The following is a 21,122-nucleotide window of genomic DNA, read 5'->3' on the forward strand; positions in this document are numbered from 1 at the left end:
AAGGATGAAGGCGTCAGGGTAGAAATTTGTACTCTGACGCCTTTAGTCTTGATGTTATAACTCCATAATTAATTTAGATTAAAAACTTTTATTAACCATGACTTTTATTAAACTTCCATGAAAGGAGGAGATGCCCAGTGAGCGCAAAACCTGAATGGGCAGACAAAGATTACTATGCGGATCTGGGGGTCTCCTCATCCGCGTCTGCAGATGAAATTAAACGTAGTTACCGCAAGCTTGCTCGCGAGAACCACCCGGACACCAACCCGGATAATCCGGAGAAGCTAGACCGTTTTAAAAAGGCCGCTGAAGCATATGATGTCCTGAGCGATCCGGAAGAACGCAACGAATATGACAACTTCCGCAAGATGGTCCGCTCTGGTGGTGGATTCGGAAGGTCAGGAGGCGCCGGCTTTCCCGGCGGGTTTCGCACGACGCAAGAAGACTTCGACTTCTCCGACATCTTCGGAAACCGGGCGTCTGGACAAGGCGATAGCGGTGGCTTTGGGGATATCTTCGGTGGCGTTTTCAACCGCGGTGGCGGTGGCGGCCGCGCAGCTCGGCCGTCGCGCGGGGCGGACGTCGAAACGGAAGTAACCCTTGAATTCCGTGAGGCTGCAAAGGGAACCACTATTCCACTGCAGCTCTCCGGTGAGGCACCGTGTACCACTTGCCATGGTTCTGGTTCAAAATCTGGCAAGACCACCACGTGTTCTAACTGTAGCGGCACCGGCTTTTCTAGTGAAAGCCGCGGTACCTTCAACTTCTCCGCACCTTGTACCGTGTGTGGTGGTTCCGGCCGCGCAGTAACCGATCCTTGTGATGATTGTAAGGGCCAGGGCACTGTTCACCGCACCCGTTCTATTACGGTACGTATCCCAGCCGGTGTGATTGATGGGCAAAAGGTTCGCCTCGCCGGCCAAGGCGAAGCAGGCCCCAACGGCACTCCGTCGGGTGACTTATTCGTCAAGGTGAAAGTGAAGGCTGACAAGGTCTTTACCCGTGAGGGCGATGACCTGCATGTCACCGTGCCAGTTAGCTTCTCAGAACTGACCTTAGGCGATACCATCAACGTGCCAACCCTGGATGCACCAGTGCGCGTGAAGGTGCCAGCTGGTACTCCTGATGGCCGTACCTTGCGTGTGCGTGGCCGTGGCGTGCCCAAGCGCGGCGGCGCTGCTGGTGACCTAATGGTGACCGTCCAAGTGAAGGTTCCATCCAACCTGGACGCGGCAGCATCTTCAGCACTGCGTACCTACGCCCAAGCGGAGAAAGAATCCGGATTCAATCCCCGCGCTGGTTGGGCTGGGAATGCGTAGGAGGTTAAGTGATGAGCGAGAAAACCTTATATGTCATTTCGGTCGCTGCCGAACGCGCAGGGATGCACGCGCAAACACTGCGTACCTATGACCGTCTTGGCCTAGTCACCCCGGAGCGCACTTCCGGTGGTGGGCGCCGCTACTCGGACCGCGATATTTCTTTGCTGCGCAAGATTCAAGAGTTGTCTCAAGAAGACGGCGTGAACCTCGCCGGCATCAAGGCGATCATTGAGCTGACTGAAGAGTGTGACCGTCTGCGCGAAGAGCGTGATGCATTGGCCGAAGAACTGCATGCAGTGCGTAGTTCGCAGGCAGAAGCCCGCGGGCAGCGTGGTGGCGAGCTCGTCCACGTGCCGCGCTCCACGTCCGTGGTGATGTGGAAACCGCGCCGCCGGCGCAACAGCGATTCATAAATTAAAAATTTAATAGTAAGAGGGAAGGTCTCGCGCTCAGCAATTGAACTGAGTGTGAGACCTTCCCTCTTTGTATGTGGTTTGAGTGGTGTTTAAGTCGTGATTCGTTCTGACGGGGTCGGTGGGGTGGTGTCTTTGCGAAGGGGAAATATCCGGAAAACTAGCTGTACCACGGGCATTGATAAGGCAAGGAAAGTCCTATGGGGGTGTGTTGCTAATTTCGTGGCTTAAACATTCAACATGTATTAGCATGGTGGCAAACGTGACGTAGTTCATGTTCAAATCATATTGGGGCGCGCATTACTGAATGTGTGGTGATGTGCGCATTCGAAGAGAGGCTAATCATGACTGTTTATGCACAACCTGGCACCGAAGGGTCTATCGTCAATTTCCGTGAACGCTATGACAACTTCATCGGAGGCGAGTGGGTCGCACCAGTTGACGGCGAGTACATGGACAACATCAGCCCGGTTACGGGTGAAGTGTTCTGCCAGGTCGCGCGCGGTAAGGCAGCGGACATTGACAAGGCTGTTGATGCCGCAGAAAAGGCTTTTGAGACCTGGGGCAAGACCTCACCTGCAGAACGTTCTTTGGTGCTGCTGCGCATCGCCGACATCATCGAAGAAAACCTGGAAGAAATCGCGGTCGCTGAGACCTGGGAAAACGGTAAGGCAGTGCGTGAGACCCTTGCCGCGGATATCCCACTGGCAGTAGACCACTTCCGCTATTTCGCGGGCGTGCTTCGTGCACAGGAAGGCCGCCTGTCCCAGATTGATGAAGACACCGTGGCTTACCACTTCTATGAGCCACTCGGCGTCGTGGGTCAGATCATTCCTTGGAACTTCCCAATTTTGATGGCCACCTGGAAGATTGCACCAGCCCTGGCCACCGGTAACTGCATCGTGCTTAAGCCTGCGGAGCAGACCCCAGCATCTATCCTGTACTTGATGGAAAAGATTGCTGATGTTGTTCCAGCGGGTGTCCTCAACATCGTCAACGGCTTGGGAGATGAAGCAGGCGCGGGTCTGACCGCGAATGAGCGCATAAAGAAGATTGCGTTCACCGGTTCCACCCCAGTGGGCAAGATGATTAACAAGAACACCGCTGAGCGCATCATTCCTGTCACTTTGGAGCTGGGCGGCAAGTCCCCATCCATCTTCTTCAAGGACATCATGGATGAAGATGATGACTTCCTGGAGAAGTGTGTTGAGGGCTTCACCATGTTCGCACTCAACCAGGGCGAGGTGTGTACCTGTCCTTCCCGTGCTCTGATTCATGAGGACATCGCTGAAGACTTCCTCAAGCTCGCCATCGAGCGCGTGAAAGCCATCAAGATTGGTAACCCGCTGGATACTGAAACCATGATGGGTGCACAGGCTTCTGTGGAGCAGATGGACAAGATTAAGTCCTACCTGGAGATCGGTCCTGCTGAAGGTGCAGAAACCCTCATCGGTGGTGGCATCAATCAGGTTGATGGTCTGGAAAACGGTTACTACATTGAGCCAACCGTCTTCCGCGGTACCAATGACATGAAGATCTTCCGTGATGAGATCTTCGGACCAGTCCTGGCAGTTGCCACCTTCAAGGACTATGACGAAGCCATCAAGATCGCGAATGACACCAACTTCGGTCTTGGCGGCGGCGTGTGGACTCGTGGACAAAACACCGCTTACCGTGCCGGTCGTGATATCCAGGCTGGTCGTGTGTGGGTCAACCACTACCACGTCTACCCAGCGCACTCCGCTTTCGGCGGCTACAAGGAGTCGGGCCTGGGTCGTGAGAATCACCTGATGATGATGTCTCACTACCAGGAGACCAAGAACATGCTCGTCTCTTACTCGGAGAAGCCAGCAGGCTTGTTCTAAACCACAGCGTTTAAAGCCCTAGTTCCATCGTCCAGTGCTTAGCGCTGGGCGATGATTCTTAGCCCCTCCAAGAACCCCGGATCGTCGAAGTAGTCGATGTGGGACCCGCGGGTTTTGGTGGGGAAGCGTTCTGCGCCAAACTTTGGTGAGGTGGGGTCGGGTCCGTGCACGCCAGCGACATTTCCACCGGTAAACGCGATGATGTCATTGGGGCTCGTCACCGCAGTAACCGTTCCGCCAAAACCAAGGTCTTCGGTGGTTCGTGCACCCACGCCAGGGCTGCCAATGAATAACAATTCATCAGCCTCAAGTCCTTCCTTGGCGGCGTAGCCGGAGACAGCTGAGCCATAGGAATGGCCCGCGACTATCTTCTTTGCACCCGGATATCGTTGTGCGATCGCGCGTTGGAAACGGGCCAAGTCCGCACCGGCGCGTTGAGCGGGAGCTTGTTGGACTCCAGTGACGAAGTTGCTGGGTGCGCGGTAGCCCAACCATAAAGCGGTCGGCCCGCCTGTGGCATTTGCCGCTGCCCGGGCACGCTCCACCGAATCCGGCCACTTGTGTCTTTCAGAAGAACCCACGCCTTCTACCAGCGTGGTCACTGATGAAGGATTAGTGAGCACGCCATCTGGCGCAATGAGCGCTACCAAGGTGTCATCGCCAACTTCCAAGAGGTGAAGATCCGGATTAGCAGCGGCAAGCTGCTTAATATCTGGAGGTGCCACCTCCAGATTCGCGTCATGGATGGACGGGATGTCCATGGTCCCAAAATCCGCCAGCAGCTGCGGGGCGTGCACTGTTTCTGGAGTGCAGATGGCGTCGATGCTCCGGGCACACATCCAATCAATAGCTTGGCCGAGTGCTTGCACATCCCGCATGAGGCGGTCATTGGAAGTGTAAAGCCCCAGCTGGTCAATCTTTTGCTGTAGTGGCGCAAATAGGCCAAGTACTGCGAATACTCGATCCATCTTTTGCGCAACGGTGGAGAGCTCATTAGATTCTCTCCGGGCATTAGCTAGAGCCAGCTCAAGGCTGATGCCCTCAAAGTCAGTGTTAGCAATCCTTTCTTCGTGGGAGATAGATTGATGCCGGTGATAGTTGGTTTCATCAGCCAGTAATTTGATGCCCTGAGCTGCTTCGTACATGTATTTACTGCGCAGGGTCATCGGACAGACCTCAATTCCTGAGCAAGCGTTTCATCGCCCTCGCGCACCACAGCCAATAAAGAGGAGAGCGAGCGAAGCTGTTCTGCGGTTGCACCTTGAGAGCGCTGCACCGCAGCCGCAAAAGTGCCAAGCGCTCGGGTTAATGAGGTTGCTGTTAAAGAACCCGACGGAAGATAATTGGCGGCTTGCTCAATCTCCTGCGCAAGCGTGCTGGACGTGGTGTGATCAAGGTAGTCGTGGATGAGATTTTCACTGTCATTATTAAACTGAATAGTCATAACACTCATCATTGCGGCAAATGCAACACCGGTCTAGGGTGGGCACCACGAGCTTGTGGATAACTTCCAAAATTTTCAGCAGGAAAGGCAAACATGAAGGTAGCGGCTGTGCAATTTCAATCGAGCGGAGACATTGATGCCAATTTGGCTCGCGCTAAAGAGCTGATTTCTACCGCCGCAGATAATGGCGCGAAGCTCATTGTCTTGCCAGAGGCCACAGCCCAGGCATTTGCCACTGGGCGCTTGGATACCAGCGCGCAGGAATTGGACGGCGCATTTGCCACCGCCATTAAAGAACACGTGGAAACACTCGGCGTCACGGTTGTGCTCGGCATGTTCCGTCCCGCCGATACGGTCGATAATGGTGAAAAGACCATCAACCGTGTGTATAACACGGCCTTGATTACAGGGCCAGGCGTGCACTTGGGCTATAACAAAATCCACACCTATGATGCCTTCAACTACCGCGAATCAGACACCGTCAAGCCAGGCACTGAGCTGGTGACGTTCGAGCTTGAGGGGCTGACCGTTGGTCTGGCTATCTGCTATGACATCCGATTCCCTGAGCAATTCAAGGCCCTTGCCCGTCAGGGGGCAGAAGTCATCGTGGTGCCAACCAGCTGGGCTGATGGCCCCGAGAAGCGCCCGCAGTGGCGCCTGCTATCGGCCACCCGAGCACTAGATTCCACCGCGTATATCGTGTGCGCTGGTCAAGCACGTCCCGGTGGCAATGCGGAGGCGGGAAACCCTTCCGGGCCCACCGGCATTGGCCATTCAGTTATTGTTAGCCCCACCGGCGAGCGTCTCGCTGAGGCAGGCTATGAAGAAGAAATCATCTACTCAGAGATTGATACTGATCTAGTGGCCAAGACCAGGGAAACCCTGCCCGTACTTGAGGCTTTGAGTTAACCTTCCTTCACCCCACGGATGGGTTTCAATCACGCCATCCACAATGCCTGCGCGCGCTAACCCTAAGTTCAAAATACCGGCGCCCTCAGTCACCTCATCAGCGGGGCCAACCAGCACGCAACGCCGAAATGCATGCGGGTTGGACACCATGGCTTCTAGTGCCACGCGCGCCGGGTTGTCCACCTTCGCCATCGCCGGCACCGTTGTCTCCGCAGGAAAAGCTCGCGTGGTGCCAAAAAGCAACGGGTCTTTGTCCTCATTGACCGTGTGCTGAATGGAAACTTCTGGCGCGATCTCCTGCAGGTTCTGCTGGAACAGCAGGTCATAGTGCCCGCCGGGGCTTTCCGCATGCGCGATGACAGCGACTGCTGAGGTATCCCCTTGAGCAATTCTGCCCAATAGAAAGGCCCGTACGGCCGCCCAGCCGGTGCCATACGCAATGTAAAGATCCGGGCTGCTTGCCGATGCCCCCAGGTAACTCACATCAATTTCGCCCGGGAAGTCACCGCGTGCGGCACCGAGTGTCCATAAGTCACCGGGACGTGCCAGGGTCAGCATCGTGGAGGCATCACCGGCATCGGTGACGTGGAAGAACAGCTGCGCTGTGTCATCAGAAATATTGGCCGGGGTAAGCAGCCGCCACGTGCCGGGCAGGTGCTGCGTGGTCACTGGAATGGACTGGCCAGCGGAAAAGTCAATTGGAAACGCGGATTCCAACCTCACCAGGGCAGTCTTACGGTTGGGCCTTTCCACCGAGGTCACTGTGGCCGTATGTGCCGGTGGGACACCAGCATAATCTGCCGCAGAAGCAGCCTCTTTCATAATCTGGCAAACACGATGCAACCGCACCGCGGCTTCTTCGGCAAGCTCCGGGGAAAGCTCAAAGATTTCTAAGCCTTCCACCAAGCACTCCGCGAAAGTGTCATAGACCTCGGGCGGAAAACCCAGCCGACGATGATCACGGCCCAGCTCTTCCACGAGCGGATCTACTTGCGCTGCGGGATGTTCAAAAACCCACGCGATAGCCACGGATAAATCCATATGGCGAGACGCGCGGGCAGGTGCGAATACCTGGCGGGCTTCAAAAATACGGTTAAAAAGCAGCTCATGCACAACATCGCGGTACTGCTCATCGGCCTCACGCAAGGCCTGGGCCAGCGCCCACAATGAATTCAATGAAGAAGTGCCCATCACCCGAGTAAGTCTACCGTCCATCCGTTGGATAGAAACCCTGTCTTTGGCTCCCTCGTGGACTTTCCTAAAGCCACCCCAACGGCTACCCGATACGCTGTAATTTCGAATATTGAGCTAAGCGCCAATTTGGACTCCACTAGAGCCACCACCACAAAGAAACATAGATGAGGAAAACCGTGATGAATAAAGTTTTTGATACGCACCTGCACATCATCAATCCAGCTCACCCGCTGCAAGAAAATAATGGCTACATGCCGGGTCCATTCACTGTTTCTGACTATCTGCAGCGCATTGAAGGCCTCAATATCCGTGGCGGTTCGGTGGTCTCTGGTTCTTTTCAGGGATTTGATCAGGGATATCTTATTGATGCGTTGAAAGAATTAGGTCCCAACTATGTCGGGGTCACACAGATACCAATAGAAACCGAGGATGATCGGATTTCAGAACTTCATCAGGCAGGTATTCGTGCAGTGCGTTTTAACGTTGCGCGCGGAGGATCGGCAGATCTGGATGACTTAGAAACTCTCGCTCGCCGCGTATATGACTTAGCTGGCTGGCACGCTGAGTTCTACATTGATGCTCGTATGATTGATGAGTCGCTCTCGCAGCGTATCGCCGCACTGCCAGCAGCCAGTATTGATCATCTCGGCATGCATGAGGATGGGCTTCACAATTTATTGCGTCTGGTGGAAAAGGGCGTCAAGGTGAAAGCGACAGGCTTCGGCCGCGTCGAACTCGATCCAGCAACAACTATCAGGGCAATCGTTGATGTTGATCCAACGGCGTTGATGGTGGGAACTGATCTGCCTTCGACACGCGCGAAGCGCCCCTTTAGCAACGCTGACTTTGAGCTCATCGCTGAGACATTAGACCCGAAAGAAGCCGCGGCAGTGTTTTGGGACAATGCGGCGGCTTTTTACCTCGGGGAATAATTTAATCAATCGGGTATCCGGAAGGACGGCCTTCCGTGTTGGGAATCCAGCCCAAAGCAGGAGCGACGTGCTCGGCGAAGTTCTGCAGAATCTTCGTGTTCACATCGACACCCATGCCGGTTGGGATGGCGATGAGCAAGCTATCTGCCTCCATCAACGCCGGGTCCGCTTTCAGCTGCGCAATGAGCTTATCCGGCTCATCAGCGTAAGTACGGCCGAAGATAGCAGCACCCGCTTCCGGCAGCATACCCACCTGGTCGCTGGAGGTGCCCTGCAGACCAAACATGCGGCGGTCGGCATCATCGACAATCGGGAAGATCGAACGGGACACGCTCACACGTGGCGTCCAGTCATGGCCCGCTTCTTTCCACGCAGCGCGGTAACGGCGGATCTGCTCTACCTGCACTTCGCCCAGGGTCTCACCGGAAGTTTCAGAAACCAGCGTGGAGGACATCAGGTTCACGCCATCTTTGGCAGCTTGCTCGGCAGATGCGTGAGTACCGGAGCCATAGAAAATACGCTGACGCACACCACGGGAGTGGGGGAAGATAGGCAGTGGAATGCCCGGCTGATACATATTTGGATACTGACGCTCCAAAGGCGCCGCCGTTGCCATGCCGTGGCCGTCAAGCGCGTCCATTAAGCGCAGGAAATTCGCACGCGCTAAATCCGCACCATTAGGTGCCTCTGCCTTATAGCCAAAAGCTTCCCAGCCACGGTCCGCTGCCTCCGGGGCGCCACGGGACAGACCCAAAGCAATTCGTCCCTCGGCAATCTGGTCCAGGCTGGCAATTTCTTCTGCCAGGTACAGCGGGTTTTCATAACGCATATCGATAACGCCGGTACCTACCTCAATATTCTTGGTGGAACCAGCAATCGCGCCCAGCAATGGCATTGGCGCAGCCGCCTGCGGCACGAAGTGGTGCACGCGGAAAGATGCATTATTAACGCCGATCTCATCAGCGTTCTTGCTCAGCTCAAGGTGGATTTTTGCCATGTCGGTGGCATTAGGTTTGTTATTTCCCAGGGCGTAGTGACCGAAACTTAAAAAGCCGAATGATTTCATAGCCCGCAGTCTAGACTGAAAATGTTGATTTGTCACTTAAAGGTTGAAGTATTTTTCATTTCGTGTGACACAATGCACATATGAAGATTTCGCTCCCATCCGATTGTGGCAATTCCCCACGCATGCAGCTGGCAGCAGACCTCGCCGTCGCGTGGGCCGCAGGCGATAACGCAACGTTAGAGCCTTGGCTTGCCGATGATTTTTCCCACTCCACCTACGGCTCCTTCCCCGAAGCTGAGATTACAGAGATTGCCGTGCTCGGAGCCATTAATCACGGCCGCTCAGCATCCTGCGATGGCTATATCGACTTTGGGGATTCCACGCATCCGCGCCTGCGGTTTAGCCACGTTTATTCCTTTTCCTCCACTGCCAAAACCGGAAAGGTGATAGAGATGCGAACCTATCTCATTGATGAGTCATAAGCATTCGTGGCTTTAGCGACAATCTGGCGATTTTCGTGGTTTGCGATACAGTACTAAGGGTTCTTTCTTCACAATAGGAAGAAAATAATCATTTTCGCTGGTCATCCCAGTATGAAAATCACTGACCGTACTAAATATTCTCTATGAAAATCCAAGAGGGTGCTTACAAAGACTTACATTGTCTTTAACTGAAAGGAATAGGACACGTGGAATTTTCCGCCTTTGACCTGATGGTCGACGTTGGTCTGATTTCGATGTTGCTCGTAGTTGGTAACATCCTGCGTCACCGCATCAAGTTTGTCTTCCAGGATCTGCTGCTCCCAGCCCCTGTGACCGCTGGCCTGCTTGGCCTCCTGCTCGGCCCAAATGCACTGGGCATCTTAAACTTCTCAGATTCGATGGGGGATTACACCACCATCCTGATTGCTGTTGTCTTCGCGTCCATGGCGTACTCCATGGACGTGGGCGGCAATATGCGCAAAGGTGCCCGCAATATGTGGGCATATTCCACCGTCATGTTCCTTGGCCAGTGGGGTCTGTTCATCCTGCTCGGCCTGTACTTCTTCCGTCCGGTCTTTGATACTCCAGAGTGGTTCGGCATGATGCTGCCCGTCGGCTTTACCGGCGGCTTCGGCACCGCTGCTGCGGTCGGCGGTGCACTTGAGGACATTGGCGCATCGGAAGCTGCATCCCTGGGCTTTACCTCTGCAACTGTGGGTACACTCGCTGCAATCGTCGGCGGCATCATCGCCGCGAACTGGGGCATCCGTCGTGGCAAGGTCGCTGAAGTTCCTTCCGAGGGGCTCCCAGAAGACCTGCGCAAGGGCTACATCGCTGATGTTGAGAGCCGTCCATCCGTTGGTAAGGCAACCACCAACCCTTCTGCCATTGAGCCACTTGCGCTGCACCTGGGCTTCATTGTCCTGACCGTAACCCTTGCTTATGGCTTCAATAACTGGATCAACAGCATCTGGGAGCAGGTTTCCATCCCGCTCTTCGCGATGTCCATCGTGATCGGCCTCATTATCCGCGCCATCATGAACGCCATCGGCGCTAAGGATTACCTCGACCGCGAGACCATCTCTTCTGTTTCCGGTGCATCCACCGATTACCTCATTGCCTTCGGTATCGCTTCCATCGCGCCAGCCGCGATTGCTAGCTACTGGGTGCCACTGTCCGTCATGTTCGTCCTGGGCACCATCTTTTGTGCATTCTTCCTGCTCTGGTTCCCGGCAGAATTCTTCGGCGAGCGCTGGATCGAGCGCGGACTCTTCGGATGGGGCTGGGCAACCGCCGCTGTTTCCACCGGTATTGCACTGCTCAAGATTATCGATCCGAAGCTCAAGTCCGGCACCCTGTCCGAGTACGGTATGGCTTATGTTGGCTTCGGTCCATTCGAAATTGGCATGACTGTTATCGCGCCGATTGCCGTGGTCTACGGATTTACCGCCGGTCTCGGCTGGCTCTCCGTTGTCCTGGCCGTGGGTATTTACCTGTTGGCCAAGTTTGGCGGGTGGATGCCGCCACGCGGCACCGTCTTTGCTCAAGGTATCGGGCACGTCGGCGAAAAAGCCCCCAAGAGTTAAACGGCTAACCCCGTTTAGTCGTGTCGATGCGACGCGTCCACGAAAGGCGCTCAGGTTTTCACCTGGGCGCCTTTCTTGATCTCTTTCCACTCAACTTTTTTCACATTGAGTGGAATAGACTCAACTTCGGGTGCGTTGAGCTAAGTGAAGCACCTATGATGGGGAGCAAATAAAACACACTTACATAAGGAGAATCGGATGAATTCATTCAATCCCACCACCAAGACTCAAGAAGCCTTACAGCAGGCACTTGCCACGGCGTCGTCCAATGGCAACCCGGATATCCGCCCAGCACACCTCTTGTCTGCGATTTTGGATCAGAAAGACGGCATTGCCGTTCCTGTGCTCAAGGCCACCGGCGTCGATCCGGATACTGTGTTGTCCGAGGCCCGCGCATTAGTCAATAGTTATCCCAAAGCGGAAGGCCAGAACATGGCCAATCCGAATTTCAACCGCGATGGCCTCAACGTCTTAACCCGTGCGCAAGAACTCGCCGGGGAGCTGGGGGATGAATTCGTCTCCACGGAAGTTCTCTTAGCTGCTATTGCTGGTTCCAAGTCGGATGCAGCAGAACTTTTGGTTTCCCGCGGCGCTACTGCTGATGCCATCAAGGGGGCCTTCCCTTCGGTTCGCGGCGCTGCGAAAGTAACGTCTGAAAACCCTGAGGACCAGTTCCAGGCATTAGAAAAGTACGCTACTGATCTGACCGCGCGTGCACGTGAGGGCAAGATCGACCCAGTTATCGGCCGTGATCAGGAAATCCGCCGCGTGGTCCAGGTACTGTCGCGACGCACGAAGAATAACCCGGTTCTCATTGGTGAACCTGGCGTGGGTAAGACTTCCATCGTGGAAGGCCTTGCGCGCCGTATTGTCGCCGGTGACGTTCCTGAGTCACTGAAGGGAAAGACCCTGCTGTCGCTGGATTTGGGTTCCATGATTGCGGGCGCGAAGTACCGCGGCGAATTCGAGGAGCGCCTTAAGGCGGTGCTCGATGAGATTAAGGCCTCAGACGGTCAGATCATTACCTTCATCGATGAGCTGCACACCATTGTCGGCGCCGGTGCTTCCGGCGAAGGCTCGATGGATGCCGGCAACATGATTAAACCTATGCTGGCCCGCGGTGAGCTGCGCCTCGTCGGTGCGACCACGCTGGATGAGTACCGCAAGTACATCGAAAAAGACGCAGCACTTGAGCGTCGTTTCCAGCAGGTTTATGCCGCCGAACCTTCTGTCGAAGACACCATCGGAATTTTGCGTGGTTTGAAAGAGCGCTACGAGGTGCACCACGGTGTTCGCATTATGGACTCCGCACTCGTTTCAGCAGCTGAGCTGTCTAACCGCTACATCACCAACCGTTTCCTGCCCGATAAGGCCATTGACCTGGTGGATGAGGCCGGCTCGCGTCTGCGCATGGAGATTGACTCCTCACCGCAGGAAATTGATGAGCTCGAGCGTATCGTGCGCCGCATGGAAATCGAGGAGCTCGCGCTCAAGAAGGAATCCGATGCCGCCAGCCAGGACCGTTTGGCCAAGCTGCAGCAAGAGCTTGCCGATGAACGTGAGAAACTCGGCGAACTCCAAGCCCGTTGGAATAATGAGAAGAAGTCCATTGATGATGTTCAGCACATCAAGGAGCAGCTGGAAAACTTGCGCCGCGACGCAGAAATCGCAGAGCGTGATGGCGACTATGAGTTGGTTTCTGAGCTGCGCTATGGCCGCATCCCTGAGCTAGAAAAGCAGGTCGAGGAAGCAGAAGAGCGCGCTAATCAGCAGACCAACACGATGTTGGTGGAGGAAGTCTCCCCAGATGTCATCGCTGAGGTTGTCTCCGCCTGGACCGGCATTCCAGCTGGCAAGATGCTCGAAGGCGAGACCGAAAAGCTGCTCAACATGGAGTCCGTCCTTGGCCGCCGCGTGGTCGGCCAGACCGCAGCTGTGACTGCAGTGTCCGACGCCGTTCGCCGCTCACGCGCGGGCATCTCAGATCCGAACCGCCCGACTGGCTCTTTCCTCTTCCTCGGCCCCACCGGCGTTGGTAAGACAGAGCTTGCGAAGGCACTGGCAGAGTTCCTCTTCGATGATGAATCCGCCATGGTCCGCATTGACATGTCCGAGTACGGCGAGAAGCACTCGGTCGCGCGTCTGGTCGGTGCTCCTCCGGGATACGTCGGCCACGAGGCTGGCGGCCAGCTTACTGAGGCCGTCCGCCGCCGCCCATACACGCTCGTCCTCTTTGACGAGGTCGAAAAGGCACACTCGGATGTCTTTGATGTGTTGTTGCAGGTGCTTGACGATGGCCGCCTCACCGATGGCCAAGGCCGCACCGTCGATTTCCGCAATACCGTCATCATCTTGACATCCAACCTCGGCGCCGGCGGTGACCATGACCAGGTCATGGCAGCTGTGAAGCAGGCCTTCAAGCCTGAGTTCATCAACCGTCTCGATGACGTCGTGGTATTCGAGTCCTTGTCCACCGAGCTGCTCGAGGGCATCGTGGATATTCAGCTCGACAGCCTTGCTCAGCGCCTGGAACAGCGCCGACTGCTTCTGGATGTCGATTCCGCCGCCAAGCACTGGCTTGCCGAGCGCGGATACGACCCGGCCTATGGTGCACGCCCGCTGCGTCGTCTCATCCAGCAGGCCATTGGCGACCAGCTCGCCCGTCAGTTGCTAGCCGGCGATATCCGCGATGGCGACACCGTCCACGTCACCACCGCCGCCGACGGCGACTCCCTCGCGCTGTCCACCAACTAACGGGAACCGGCTTGACGCCGGCCCCGGCCTTGCGCCGACCCCGGCCTTGCGCCGGCCCCGGCCTTGCGCTGACATCACCCACGTGTAGCCCTGCGGAAGCGGGGCTACACGTTTTCGTGGGCTCCACGCTAACTTTTTCATCCCCTGCCTGTGTGCCTGAGGCACTATAGAATGGCTGGCATGAGTATTTTGGTATCTCCGCAAGCGCTCAATGAGGCAATCCACCAAGGTCAGCGCTACACCTTGCTCGCATCCCTGTGGGGTACGAGCGAATATGACGGCGAACAGCAATTCCAATCACTGCACATTCCGACCGCCCAATACTGCGATACCGCTGGCGCACTCGCCGGCTTGCCCGGCTCTCAGCACGGCCGCAACCCGATGCCTGATCCTCAACGTCTGCAGAAGCACTTTGATAGCTGGGGCCTGCGCACCGACCGCCCTGTCGTGGTCTATGACGAAGGCCGTGGCCTTTTCGCTGGCCGCACCTGGTGGATGCTGCGCTGGGCGGGTGTCGAAGACGTCCGCATTCTCGATGGTGGCATGGCCAATTGGCGCCGTAACGGCCTGCCCACATTAGTTGGCCCCGGCAATATTTCTGTGGAATCCAACCAAGTAGTCAACGTGCGCCCAGAGATGGTCGCAACGCTTGATGATGTCAAGAACCACACTGGCATCCTGATTGATACCCGCGAACCCAACCGTTTCGCGGGCCGCCGCGAAAATCTTGACCTGAAGGCCGGACACATCCCGGGTGCTGTCAACGTTGCGGAGCGTTTCTTGCACCACGCGGACCGTACGTGGAAGACCAAGGAAGAAATCCTTGAGGTCTTCGCCCAAGCCGGAATCACTCAGGATAATGTCGCAGAGTCCATCGTGTATTCCGGTTCCGGCAACCACTCGGCGCTTGCACTCGCGACGATGGAATGGGTCGGACTGACCGGCGCTCGCCACTATGTGGGCGGTTGGTCACAGTGGTCAGCAGATCCAGCCAACCCAGTTGAGCGCGGAGATCGCACGGCGCTCAACGTTTAACAGCCTTTGGCGCAGTACAGTAGTTAGACGATGGCTACTGTACTTCTACTACTTTCACTGGGCGCCGCGGCAGCTGCCGCGGCCCTGTGGCGTGCCGCGAATAAGCAGCAAACCCCAGCTGAGCCGCCAGCTGAGCACCCAGTTGAACCCCCGGTAACCTCCGAAGCAACGCCCGAAGCAAAGCCTGAGGCGACCCCAGGGGAGACACCTGAGACGCACTCTGCTGCCTCGCCGGATTCGGCCCCCGAGCCCACAGTCGAAACAGAGACCGAGAGCAAACCCGAGCCCGATCCGGAACCGGAACCCGAGCCAACCCCGGAACCAGAACCAGCTCCTGCTCCAACTCCGCCACCCGCTCCCGCACCGCACCAGCGCTTTGTACTGCCAGGTGCGCACAAGCGCGAGCGCCGCAGCTGGGCAGAAGAAAAACGCTTCGAGTTCCTCAAATCTGATGAATACCTCGAAGATGAGTGGACTCGCGGTGCAGCCAGCAGCGGGGCAGTCGCAAAAGACATCGTGGTTGGCAACGTCTTCGGACACGAAATGCTGCTCATGGATTTAGGCGGCATCAATGTCATGGCCATGCGCACCGGTTCGGCGTCAGATGAGGTTATTGATTTCCGCCGCCACGGCGCACTCAAGCAGGAATCCTCCGAGGATTTACTCGAGGCTTATTCCACCGACCATTTCACGGCTCTCGCCACCGACACCGCCGTTGCACAGCGCATGCGTGATATCCGCGTGGAAGTTGCGCTCGAGCGCATGCCGCAAGATGTCACCGGCATCTGGATGGAATCCGAGTGGGTGCTCGCCCAGACCACGAAGAATGCCTTTTCTGAGGTGTGGGAAGAGATGCTCGCGCCATTAGCATTGCTTGCCGATGCCGCCCGTGTCCTCCCACCTCGCCCCGCCAGCGGGCAGGCTCTGCGTTTCGAAGACGGCGACCCCACCCGCCCCGCACCACCCATCGGGCCAGTCGAACTTTCCGGTCTGCCAGCAATCCGCACGGTCACCGACCATTTCGAGCACCCACCCGTGCAGCGACCTGAGCAGCCCATCGTGTTGCCCACCCGCGCGATTGATGATTCCCGCGGCGACTTCGATGAAGACTCCGCCGCCACCCATGCACTCGGCGCTGATGACGTCGACGCGATTGGCGAAAACCCCGACGAAGAAACATCACATAACACCACGGATGTGCGTATCACCCGCCAGCAAGACCGTGATGCTTCCATCTTCAAAGACCACACCGACTAAAGTTAATTCTCTACCCACGATAGAAAGGCGCACATTTCCATGAGCTTGGACCCGCAACTAAAGACCCGTCTGGCTGAACTCGTTAAAGAGTTGGCTGTTGTCCACGGCAAAGTCACCCTGTCTTCCGGTAAGGAAGCCGACTACTACGTTGATCTGCGCCGGGCGACGTTGCAGCATGAGGCGTCGGCGATCATCGGCAAGCTGTTGCGTGAGCTGACCGCCGACTGGGATTATGTTGCCGTGGGAGGCCTGACCTTGGGTGCTGACCCCGTAGCAACGTCCATCATGCATGCCGATGGCCGCGCTATCGACGCCTTCGTGGTCCGCAAAGAAGCCAAGAAGCACGGTATGCAGCGCCGCATCGAAGGTGCCAATGTTGAGGGGCAGAAGGTCTTGGTCGTCGAAGACACGACCACCACCGGTAACTCCCCGCTGACTGCTGTCGCAGCCCTGCGCGAGGCCGGCGCGGACGTGGTCGGCGTTGCCACCGTGGTCGACCGCGCGACCGGTGCCGCTGATGTGATTGCCGCAGAAGGCCTCGAATACCGCTACCTGCTCGACCTTTCTGACCTGGGGCTCTAAGTGGAGGAACAACAGCCCGGCCCCACCGAATGGAATGAAGGTCGCCACGGAGTCGGTCCTTGGGAAGGCGAATTGCCTACCGATGCCCACCTTGACCCCGAGCTTTTACGCGACGGTGATCGCCGCAACGTCGTTGATGCCTACCGATACTGGAGTCGCGAAGCGATCGTCGCCGATATCGATACCCGCCGCCACTCGCTGCACATCGCGATTGAGAACTTCGAGCATGACGCCAACATCGGCACGGTGGTGCGCACCGCCAATGCTTTCGCCGTAGACACCGTGCACATCGTGGGCCGCCGGCGCTGGAATCGCCGCGGCGCGATGGTCACCGACCGCTACCAGCACCTGGCCCACCACGACACCGTTGCTGAGCTGATGACCTGGGCGCGCGAGCATGACCTGGTGGTCGTGGCAATAGATAACACCCCCGGAAGTGTTCCACTGGAGACCGCCACATTGCCCGAGCGTTGCCTGCTGCTTTTTGGCCAAGAAGGCCCCGGTGTGACCGAAGAAGCGCAGGCTGGTGCCACCATGACCGCGTCCATTGCACAATTTGGATCCACACGTTCAATTAATGCGGGTGTGGCTGCGGGAATAGCCATGCACGCCTGGATTCGCCAGTACGCAGATTTATCTCGCGCTTGGTGATAATTTTGTAACATTATCTACTTGAGGAGTGATAAATCCGCCGTGGAAGAAAAATGGTCGCATCGCGCTGACCTCGCTGAAGCCGCAATTCACGAACGCCATGCGTCGGCCGTATGGTCTTTGCCGCGTACTAACCTGGCCGTCGTGAGTTGGCCGCCCATGTCCAAAGAACGTCTCTTTGTGCATTGGCATTATTGGTGGCAGGCACATTACGTGGACTGCCAGGTGGATGCGGCACAGCGCAATAACACCAAAACCCGGCGCAAAAGGATCTCCGATACCTTGCGCGGTATCCGTCGCCGCAACTTGGCGCCGCTGACGAAAAACCGCTACTACGATGACAAGCTCTGGTTGGCGCTCGCGCTCGACCGCGTAGCCGCCCTGCCCAAGATGTCACGCCCGAAGGGGCTTACTGCACTGCAGTCCAATATTTTGGAAGGCCGTGTCGAATCCCTCGGCGTCTTGCCGTGGCGCGAGGGCGAAACCTTTCTCAACGTGCCCACCAATGGCCCGGCAGCCATCATGTTGGCGCGGATGGAACGCATTGATGAAGCCCGCACCATCGTGGACTGGATCTATGACAACTTAGTTGATGATGATGGTTTCATCATGGACGGCGTGCGCATGCGCATGGATGGCCCAGAGCTGGTGCGTAATATTCACCCTTATTGCCAAGGCGTGGTGCTGGGCGCTTGTTTGGAAATCGCCCTGGCGCTGCGTGCACGTGCCGGCGTGGGTGATCTGGAGCAGATTGATTCTGTGATGGATGCGGAGAAGGCCGATGAGATGATGCGCTTTCTCACCCGCATCCGCGGCCTCGTGCAGGCGATTGCCTCCGATATGGCCACCCCAGGTGGCGTCATCGATTGGGACACCGGCGACGGCGACGGCGGGCTCTTCAAGGGCATCCTCGTGCGTTACCTGGCGGATGTAGCAGTGCGTTTGCCTGCCGATTCCCCAGCCAACCGCGCCACCCGCAAACTCGCTGCACGGCTGGTGATTGCGTCCGCGAACTCTGTGTGGGAGCACCGCCTGGAGGTCGACGGACTGCCGATTTTCGCCACCGACTGGACCGCTGATGCGCGCCTGCCACATAATTATGGACTCGGCGCGAGCACCCTCGGGGAAAAAGTAGGCGTCATCCGCATCGCTGAGCGTGACCTATCTGTGCAGCTCTCCGGTTGGATGCTGTTGGAAGCCGCCGCACGCGTGGCGCGTTCGCTAGCCGATAACTAGGGGTATCTCACAGCGCGTTTGGCGGCGCGAAATGATTCACTTAGGCATACTAGTGAGTGACATTCACATTGATTCGTGTAGAAGGAAGTCTTCCATGCCAATTGCAACTCCTGAAATCTATAACGCAATGCTTGATACCGCTAAGAAGGACGGCTTTGCGTTCCCGGCGATCAACTGCACCTCTTCAGAGACCATCAACGCTGCGTTGAAGGGATTCGCTGAGGCAGAGTCCGATGGCATCATCCAGTTCTCCACCGGCGGCGCAGAGTTCGGCTCGGGCCTGGGCGTCAAGAACAAGGTTGCCGGCGCGCAGGCACTGGCCGCATTCGCACACGAGGCTGCTAAGCACTATGGCATCAACGTCGCGCTGCATACCGACCACTGCCAGAAGGAAGTACTCGATGAGTACGTGCGCCCGCTGATCGCTATCTCCCAGGAGCGCGTTGATCGCGGCGAGCTGCCACTGTTCCAGTCCCACATGTGGGACGGTTCCGCCGTGCCTATCGATGAAAACCTGGACATCGCCGTTGAGCTGCTCGCGAAGGCGAAGGCAGCGAATATCGTGCTCGAGGTCGAAATCGGTGTCGTTGGCGGCGAAGAGGACGGCGTTGAAGCGAAGGCAGGCGCGAACCTTTACACCACCGAAGAGGACTTCGCGAAGACCATCGATGCCCTCGGTACCGGCGAGAATGGCCGCTACCTGCTGGCCGCAACCTTCGGCAATGTCCACGGCGTTTACAAGCCAGGCAACGTGAAGCTGCGCCCAGAAATTCTCGATATGGGCCAGAAGGTCGCTGAAGAAAAGCTCGGCCTGAGCGCTGGTTCTAACCCATTCGATTTCGTCTTCCACGGCGGCTCCGGCTCCGAGAAGGAAAAGATCGAAGAAGCGCTGCGCTACGGCGTCATTAAGATGAACGTGGACACTGATACCCAGTACGCGTTCACCAACCCTGTCGCACGCCACATGTTTGAAAACTACAACGGCGTATTCAAGATTGACGGCGAAGTCGGCAACAAGAAGGTCTACGACCCACGCTCCTACATGAAGAAGGCTGAACAGTCCATGTCCGAGCGCATCATCGAGTCTTGCCAGGACCTGAAGTCCGTTGGCAAGTCCGTCACCAAGTAAACAACTGTTTCGACCTACCGCGAGCACTACGCGCGGTGGGTCTTTTTGCTCTCAACAGCCATTGAAGTCCGCTAGACTTCCGTGGTATGGAGGGAAAAGACACGACGAATGCACACGGCGGCAGGATAGGGACGCGCGAGCGGCTACAGGTCGTTGAACATTCGCTGCGTTCACGCATAAAACGCGTGCGCAGTCGCTTTCCCTATATCGTGCAGGCCACCGTCGGCGCAGGCTTGGCGTACTGGGTCGCGCACGAGCTAGTCGGGCACCCGCAGCCTTTCTTCGCACCAATTGCTGTGGTTATCATCCTCGGGCTATCCGGCGGCGACCGGCTCAGCCGCGCGTTTGAGATGGCACTGGGCGGTGTCATGGGCGTCGCCGTAGGCGATTTGCTCTTCCACACCACCGGTTCGGGCCCGCTGCAGATTACGATGCTGGTCTTCATTGCACTGATTGTGGGCTCGCTGCTGACAAAATCAGTGCTGGTCAGCAACCAAATTGTGATCGGCTCAATTCTGATTGCCACGATCATGCCACCGAATGCCGAGGTCGGCGGGCTCGAGCGCGCGATTGACGCGATGATTGGCAGCATCATCGGCATCATCACGATTGCCTTGCTACCGAATTCGCCTTTGACCAATGGTCGCAATGAGATTTCCAAAGTACTGGCAATTATCTCTTCGGTGCTTGCCGATGTCGTCGATGGCCTTCGCGCTAACGACCACGCCATCATTGACCACGCGATGGATGCGGTCAGCGACTCACAAACCGATATCAATAAGATGCTGGCCGCCGCGAAATCGGGTAAAGAAACCACGAATGTGTCCCCGCTGATGTGGGGTTCGCGCCGGCAGATGCGTTCTTTCGAGCGGCTGCTCGAGCCGGTAGATAATTGTGTGCGCCTAGTCCAGGTGCTTGCGCGCCGGGCCGGCGTGCTGTGCGAAGACGGCGATAAAGTCAGCGAGAAACAAATCGATTTGCTCGCCGAGCTTTCCGATATTGCCCTGAGTCTCTCCGCCGTCTACGAGAAAAACACCAAGGTCATCGAGGCCCAAGAGATTCCAGTGCTCATCAACCGCCTGCGCACCGTCGCTGCGGAATCAGGCACGGAAGTACTAGGGAAGAAATCCGTGTTGTCTGCCTACGCGATTCTCGCGCAGACGCGTTCGGTGGCGGTGGACTTGATGATTGTCTGCGGCATGTCGCGTGAATCCGCGGTCGCACAGCTCCAGCCCACCTCCAGCAACCCTGCCTTCCCGCCCGAGGTCTAACTACCGCTCTGCGATGGCCCCGGTCCAGAGGCCTTCGCACTCAAATACGGCGAGCTA

At 56.9% G+C, this 21,122-nt stretch carries 19 protein-coding genes; 15 read left to right on the top strand and 4 right to left on the bottom strand.

What is annotated here, in order from left to right:
• Positions 1-137 precede the first annotated feature (137 nt).
• The 3 genes from dnaJ (at position 138) to ACG98I_RS05300 (ending at position 3,597) form a co-directional block, all read left to right on the top strand.
• On the top strand, positions 138-1,319 hold the full coding sequence (dnaJ, locus tag ACG98I_RS05290) for a molecular chaperone DnaJ (protein ID WP_394719122.1): 1,182 nt from the start codon (positions 138-140) through the stop codon (positions 1,317-1,319).
• Positions 1,320-1,330: 11 nt separating this feature from the next.
• Positions 1,331-1,732, top strand: a complete 402-nt coding sequence (locus tag ACG98I_RS05295; protein ID WP_394719121.1) for a heat shock protein transcriptional repressor HspR — start codon at positions 1,331-1,333, stop codon at positions 1,730-1,732.
• Between the two features lie 344 nt (positions 1,733-2,076).
• Complete coding sequence (locus ACG98I_RS05300; protein WP_394719119.1) at positions 2,077-3,597, top strand: aldehyde dehydrogenase family protein; 1,521 nt, start codon at positions 2,077-2,079, stop codon at positions 3,595-3,597.
• A 38-nt stretch (positions 3,598-3,635) separates the two neighbouring features.
• Here ACG98I_RS05300 and ACG98I_RS05305 read toward each other — a convergent pair whose 3' ends face one another.
• Complete coding sequence (locus ACG98I_RS05305; protein ID WP_394719117.1) at positions 3,636-4,763, bottom strand: alpha/beta hydrolase; 1,128 nt, start codon at positions 4,761-4,763, stop codon at positions 3,636-3,638.
• Positions 4,760-5,041 (bottom strand): cysteine desulfurase, encoded by a 282-nt coding sequence (locus ACG98I_RS05310; protein ID WP_394719115.1) that lies wholly within the window; start codon positions 5,039-5,041, stop codon positions 4,760-4,762. Before ACG98I_RS05310 ends, ACG98I_RS05305 begins: the two co-directional genes overlap by 4 nt.
• 93 nt (positions 5,042-5,134) lie before the next feature.
• Here ACG98I_RS05310 and ACG98I_RS05315 point away from each other — a divergent pair, with 93 nt between their 5' ends.
• Positions 5,135-5,950 (top strand): carbon-nitrogen hydrolase family protein, encoded by an 816-nt coding sequence (locus ACG98I_RS05315; protein ID WP_394719113.1) that lies wholly within the window; start codon positions 5,135-5,137, stop codon positions 5,948-5,950.
• Here the strand turns inward: ACG98I_RS05315 and ACG98I_RS05320 are convergent.
• Positions 5,900-7,141 (bottom strand): hypothetical protein, encoded by a 1,242-nt coding sequence (locus tag ACG98I_RS05320; RefSeq protein WP_394719276.1) that lies wholly within the window; start codon positions 7,139-7,141, stop codon positions 5,900-5,902. The two genes, ACG98I_RS05315 and ACG98I_RS05320, sit on opposite strands and share 51 nt — an antisense overlap.
• Before the next feature lie 182 nt (positions 7,142-7,323).
• Here ACG98I_RS05320 and ACG98I_RS05325 point away from each other — a divergent pair, with 182 nt between their 5' ends.
• On the top strand, positions 7,324-8,076 hold the full coding sequence (locus tag ACG98I_RS05325; protein WP_394719112.1) for an amidohydrolase family protein: 753 nt from the start codon (positions 7,324-7,326) through the stop codon (positions 8,074-8,076).
• A 1-nt stretch (position 8,077) separates the two neighbouring features.
• Here the strand turns inward: ACG98I_RS05325 and ACG98I_RS05330 are convergent, their stop codons facing one another.
• The gene (locus ACG98I_RS05330) at positions 8,078-9,142 is read right to left on the bottom strand and encodes an LLM class flavin-dependent oxidoreductase (protein WP_394719110.1); all 1,065 of its coding nucleotides are present in this window, start codon (positions 9,140-9,142) and stop codon (positions 8,078-8,080) included.
• An 80-nt stretch (positions 9,143-9,222) separates the two neighbouring features.
• Here ACG98I_RS05330 and ACG98I_RS05335 point away from each other — a divergent pair, with 80 nt between their 5' ends.
• From ACG98I_RS05335 to ACG98I_RS05380, 10 genes are all read left to right on the top strand, one after another.
• The gene (locus ACG98I_RS05335; protein ID WP_394719108.1) at positions 9,223-9,564 is read left to right on the top strand and encodes a hypothetical protein; all 342 of its coding nucleotides are present in this window, start codon (positions 9,223-9,225) and stop codon (positions 9,562-9,564) included.
• A gap of 230 nt (positions 9,565-9,794) precedes the next feature.
• Positions 9,795-11,150, top strand: coding sequence for a sodium/glutamate symporter (locus ACG98I_RS05340; RefSeq protein WP_394719274.1), 1,356 nt, complete (start codon positions 9,795-9,797; stop codon positions 11,148-11,150).
• Positions 11,151-11,348: 198 nt separating this feature from the next.
• A complete protein-coding gene (clpB, locus tag ACG98I_RS05345; protein ID WP_394719107.1) occupies positions 11,349-13,904 on the top strand; it encodes an ATP-dependent chaperone ClpB in 2,556 nt (851 codons plus the stop codon).
• A gap of 180 nt (positions 13,905-14,084) precedes the next feature.
• A complete protein-coding gene (locus ACG98I_RS05350; protein WP_394719105.1) occupies positions 14,085-14,939 on the top strand; it encodes a sulfurtransferase in 855 nt (284 codons plus the stop codon).
• 30 nt (positions 14,940-14,969) lie between these two features.
• Positions 14,970-16,196 carry a hypothetical protein gene (locus ACG98I_RS05355; RefSeq protein WP_394719104.1) on the top strand — a complete coding sequence of 409 codons (1,227 nt, stop codon included), beginning with the start codon at positions 14,970-14,972 and terminating at the stop codon, positions 16,194-16,196.
• Between the two features lie 39 nt (positions 16,197-16,235).
• Positions 16,236-16,778, top strand: coding sequence for an orotate phosphoribosyltransferase (gene pyrE, locus ACG98I_RS05360; protein ID WP_394719102.1), 543 nt, complete (start codon positions 16,236-16,238; stop codon positions 16,776-16,778).
• Positions 16,779-17,429, top strand: coding sequence for a TrmH family RNA methyltransferase (locus tag ACG98I_RS05365; protein WP_394719100.1), 651 nt, complete (start codon positions 16,779-16,781; stop codon positions 17,427-17,429).
• Between the two features lie 42 nt (positions 17,430-17,471).
• Complete coding sequence (locus tag ACG98I_RS05370; RefSeq protein WP_394719098.1) at positions 17,472-18,665, top strand: glycoside hydrolase family 76 protein; 1,194 nt, start codon at positions 17,472-17,474, stop codon at positions 18,663-18,665.
• Between the two features lie 94 nt (positions 18,666-18,759).
• Complete coding sequence (gene fbaA, locus ACG98I_RS05375) at positions 18,760-19,794, top strand: class II fructose-bisphosphate aldolase (protein WP_394719096.1); 1,035 nt, start codon at positions 18,760-18,762, stop codon at positions 19,792-19,794.
• Between the two features lie 86 nt (positions 19,795-19,880).
• Positions 19,881-21,065 (top strand): aromatic acid exporter family protein, encoded by a 1,185-nt coding sequence (locus ACG98I_RS05380; RefSeq protein ID WP_394719094.1) that lies wholly within the window; start codon positions 19,881-19,883, stop codon positions 21,063-21,065.
• Positions 21,066-21,122: the final 57 nt, after the last annotated feature.

Origin of the sequence: Corynebacterium sp. L4757 (genome assembly GCF_043673995.1) — a bacterium.
In the GTDB taxonomy this organism is placed as follows: Bacteria; Actinomycetota; Actinomycetes; order Mycobacteriales; family Mycobacteriaceae; genus Corynebacterium.

Coding starts and splice junctions, on each gene's coding strand:
- ACG98I_RS05350 (WP_394719105.1), top strand. CDS start 14,085: ATGAGTATTTTGGTATCTCCGCAAGCGCTCAATGAGGCAATCCACCAA.
- ACG98I_RS05320 (WP_394719276.1), bottom strand. CDS start 7,141: ATGGGCACTTCTTCATTGAATTCATTGTGGGCGCTGGCCCAGGCCTTG.
- ACG98I_RS05380 (WP_394719094.1), top strand. CDS start 19,881: ATGGAGGGAAAAGACACGACGAATGCACACGGCGGCAGGATAGGGACG.
- fbaA (WP_394719096.1), top strand. CDS start 18,760: ATGCCAATTGCAACTCCTGAAATCTATAACGCAATGCTTGATACCGCT.
- ACG98I_RS05325 (WP_394719112.1), top strand. CDS start 7,324: ATGAATAAAGTTTTTGATACGCACCTGCACATCATCAATCCAGCTCAC.
- ACG98I_RS05330 (WP_394719110.1), bottom strand. CDS start 9,142: ATGAAATCATTCGGCTTTTTAAGTTTCGGTCACTACGCCCTGGGAAAT.
- ACG98I_RS05355 (WP_394719104.1), top strand. CDS start 14,970: ATGGCTACTGTACTTCTACTACTTTCACTGGGCGCCGCGGCAGCTGCC.
- ACG98I_RS05305 (WP_394719117.1), bottom strand. CDS start 4,763: ATGACCCTGCGCAGTAAATACATGTACGAAGCAGCTCAGGGCATCAAA.
- ACG98I_RS05340 (WP_394719274.1), top strand. CDS start 9,795: ATGGTCGACGTTGGTCTGATTTCGATGTTGCTCGTAGTTGGTAACATC.
- clpB (WP_394719107.1), top strand. CDS start 11,349: ATGAATTCATTCAATCCCACCACCAAGACTCAAGAAGCCTTACAGCAG.
- ACG98I_RS05300 (WP_394719119.1), top strand. CDS start 2,077: ATGACTGTTTATGCACAACCTGGCACCGAAGGGTCTATCGTCAATTTC.
- ACG98I_RS05310 (WP_394719115.1), bottom strand. CDS start 5,041: ATGACTATTCAGTTTAATAATGACAGTGAAAATCTCATCCACGACTAC.
- pyrE (WP_394719102.1), top strand. CDS start 16,236: ATGAGCTTGGACCCGCAACTAAAGACCCGTCTGGCTGAACTCGTTAAA.
- ACG98I_RS05315 (WP_394719113.1), top strand. CDS start 5,135: ATGAAGGTAGCGGCTGTGCAATTTCAATCGAGCGGAGACATTGATGCC.
- ACG98I_RS05295 (WP_394719121.1), top strand. CDS start 1,331: ATGAGCGAGAAAACCTTATATGTCATTTCGGTCGCTGCCGAACGCGCA.
- ACG98I_RS05335 (WP_394719108.1), top strand. CDS start 9,223: ATGAAGATTTCGCTCCCATCCGATTGTGGCAATTCCCCACGCATGCAG.